General features: G+C 73.6%; 3 protein-coding genes and 1 pseudogene. 2 read left to right on the top strand and 2 right to left on the bottom strand.

Going from position 1 to position 3005, the window contains the following annotated elements; genetic code table 11:
- On the top strand, nucleotides 1-1412 hold a 1412-nt coding region (locus tag KS423_RS42275), incomplete at its 5' end, for an alpha/beta hydrolase (protein WP_224285021.1).
- Between the two features lie 12 nt (nucleotides 1413-1424).
- On the opposite strand, the gene KS423_RS42280 is transcribed toward KS423_RS42275, so the two are convergent.
- Entirely contained in the window at nucleotides 1425-1733 is a 309-nt protein-coding gene (locus KS423_RS42280; protein WP_224285022.1) for a hypothetical protein, read from the bottom strand.
- Nucleotides 1734-1751: 18 nt separating this feature from the next.
- Entirely contained in the window at nucleotides 1752-2135 is a 384-nt protein-coding gene (locus KS423_RS42285; RefSeq protein WP_224285023.1) for a hypothetical protein, read from the bottom strand.
- A 574-nt stretch (nucleotides 2136-2709) separates the two neighbouring features.
- On the opposite strand from KS423_RS42285, the pseudogene KS423_RS42290 reads away from it, so the two are divergent.
- Nucleotides 2710-3005 (top strand): annotated as a pseudogene (locus tag KS423_RS42290) (hypothetical protein); the annotation flags it as partial.

Genomic DNA, 3005 nt, shown 5'->3' on the forward strand with positions numbered 1-3005 from the left:
CGCCCGCCCGCTACACCCACCAGATCCTGAACTGGCAGCCCTGCGCCCGACAGCCCGCCCTGGACTGCGCCACCATGACCGCCCCGCGCGACTGGCACCACCCCGGTACCGGGGCCGACCTGACCATCGCCGTCTCCCGGCACCGGGCCACCGACCCGGCCAAGCGCCGGGGCACCCTGCTGATGGCCGCCGGCGGCCCCGGCGGCAGCGGCCTGCTGCGCCCGGCCGGTCTGGCCACCGGCGCTCCTGCGGTCGGCGCCGCGTACGACATCGTGGGCTTCGACCAGCGCGGGGTCGGCGAGAGCACCAAGGCGGTCTGCCAGACCCCTGAGGAGTTCCAGGAGTTCCTGGCCGGCGACTACCGCGACCAGTCCCCCGCCGCGATCGACCGCGTCATCGCCAACTCCAGGAAACTCGCCGCCGGTTGCCAGGAGCGCAGTGGCGACCTGATCCCGTACCTGACCACCGAGCAGACCGCCCACGACATCGACCTGTTCCGCGGCCTGCTCGGCGAGCGCAAGCTCAGCTACTACGGCCCGTCCTACGCCTCGATGATCGGCGCCTACTACGGGACGCTGTTCCCGCACCGGGTCGAACGGATGGTGCTGGACAGCAACATCGGCTTCGACGGCACCTGGGAGACGTTCGAGCTGGGCCAGCCGATGAGCTTCCAGCGCCGTTTCGACGAGGACTTCGTACCCTGGCTCGCGGCCCGGGACGCCACCTACCACTGGGGCTCGACGCCGGAGCAGGTGCAGGCGCACTGGGAGCAGCGGCGCGCCGCGCTGCACGACTCCCCCATCGTCGAGGGCTCGGTGACGATCGGCCCGAACCAGCTGGACAGCCTCGCCATGTCGGCGATCTACCGGGCGTCCGACTTCCCCGCCCTGGCCCGGATCCTGGCCACCGTCGACGACTGGCAGGGCGCCGACCCCGCCGTCCGGGCGGCGGCCGCGAAGGCCTTCGACAGCTACCTCAGCCCGGAGTTCCTCGCCGAGTACTTCGCGGTGACCTGCAACGACACCCCGTGGACCAGGGACCTGGACACCTGGATCGAGCGGGGCGCCGAGAACACCGCCCACCGGCCGCTGGCCGGCGCCCGGACGCTCGCCTTCAGTGCGGTCTGCGCCGCATGGCCCGTCGCCCCGGCGCCCAGGGTCAAGGTGACCGGCGCCCACCTGCCGACCACGCTGATGCTCAACTCGGTGCACGATCCGGCGACCTACTACGAGGCCGCGTTCGGCGCCCACCGCGCGCTGCGCGGCTCCAGGCTGGTCACCGTCACCGGGAACGGCGACCACGGCCAGTACCCCACCTCCAACACCTGCGTCAGCGGGGTGGTCGAGCGCTACCTGCTGGAGGACACCGCGCCCGACCGCGACCTCACCTGCCCCTCCCCGCAGGCCGGTTGACCGGACCGGTACTCAACTCCGGTTCCGCGCCCGCAACCTGGCCCGGAGCCAGGCGAAGCCGACCGCCAGCCCGGCGAAGCCGCCGACGGCGAGCTTGATCCCGGCCTTGGCGACGATCCAGCCGATCCACGGCACGGACCACCCCAGCCAGTGGAACACGGCCAGCAGCACCGCGGCACCGAACACCGCCGCGAGCACCGTGACCACGACGGCGGCGGCCCGCGAGAGCTCCTGCGGGCCGTCGGCATGCTCCCCCGCGGCCGTGCCGCTCGGGCCGGTGGTCGGGCCGTTCACCGTCTCGTTCGCACCCCCCTCAACCATGGGGATGATGATACGACTTCAGCGGCAGGCGTGATGGGTGTCCCCGAGGTACTCGCCGGTCTCTCCGTCGGGGAAGCTGACGGCCATCGTGACGCGGTACTCGTGGACGTCCTCCCGGTGCCCCGGCACCCGCGCCCAGGCCAGCGAGTGCACCTCGGCCTCGGGCGCCTGGCGGCACCAGGCAGCGGCCTCCTCCAGGGTGCGGGCGGCCGACCGACCGGTGCACACCACGGCGGTGTACGCGGCGACCGCGACGTCCGCACCGGCGCGACAGTCGCGCGACGCCGCCCGGACGGCCGCGGCGGCCCGGGTGAGGTCCCGGGCCAGGTCGTCCACCACCCGAGGGGGAGCCGGAAGGACGACCGCTCCCTCGGCGACGGTCTCCGGCAGGTTCGCGCTCACGGTCCGGACCTCCATCCGCATCATCACGCGGCACAGCATGCCGGGCAGCGATTCCTGGCATGCCCACTTTCACCAGAACGTCACCCGTCCAGGGCCGAGTGGGGCCGCACCCTGGCGTCCCGGCGTCCGCCCTGGTAGGGGGCACCGAGCCCGGCTTCCGATGTTCCGGCAGGTCAGGAGGGTCGACGGCGGGCGGCGCCGGGGGGCTCGAAACACCGCGCACGCACCACCCCCGCGCTCCGAACCGCCGGTCCGGCGCCTGGGAGCGCCCGTCCCAGCACAGTTGGTCTTTCGGTCAACTTTCCGTACCGGAAGCGGAGTTGCCGCCGGGTGGCGGCCGGGGAGGGGCAGGCGGCGGACCTCCCGGGACGGAACGGGGCCCGGCCGCACCCCTGCTGAGGTGCCGAGTTAACCCCTCGGAGGGCTCCGGTCCGCCTCCCGGTCACCCTGTCCCTGTCAGATCGTCGTGATACTAATCGTCCCGGCGGCGGGCCCTGTCCTCGACTGGACGGGCACTATGACGACAACTCAACCGTTCCGGGAGGGTCCGGGCGGCGACGGGGAGGGGTAGCGGATGACGGTGCGGATCGGCAAAGCCAGGGGCGGGCGCAAGCTCCGGATCGGCAAGCGGCTCACGGGCACGGCGGCAGCCTTCGCCGCGCTGGCCGCGCTGACCGGATCTCAGGTGACAGGCATCGGGCTCGCCCCGGTCGCAGCCGCCGACGCCGGTCCGACGAACGGCTCGGCCGGGCAGGACGCCGGCCGCACCCTGCCCGGCGGCGGCCCCTCGACCGACATCCCCGGCACCTTCGGCACCGGCGTCCCGGCCGACGGCGGCGGCACCCTCCAGCTCCCGCAGCCCCCCGGCAC

This window comes from Streptomyces sp. LS1784, assembly GCF_020103755.1.
Taxonomy (GTDB): Bacteria; Actinomycetota; Actinomycetes; order Streptomycetales; family Streptomycetaceae; genus Kitasatospora.

What these genes read in the sequence shown, in the direction of transcription:
- KS423_RS42280 (WP_224285022.1), bottom strand. Translation starts at nt 1,733, where the DNA reads ATGGTTGAGGGGGGTGCGAACGAGACGGTGAACGGCCCGACCACCGGC.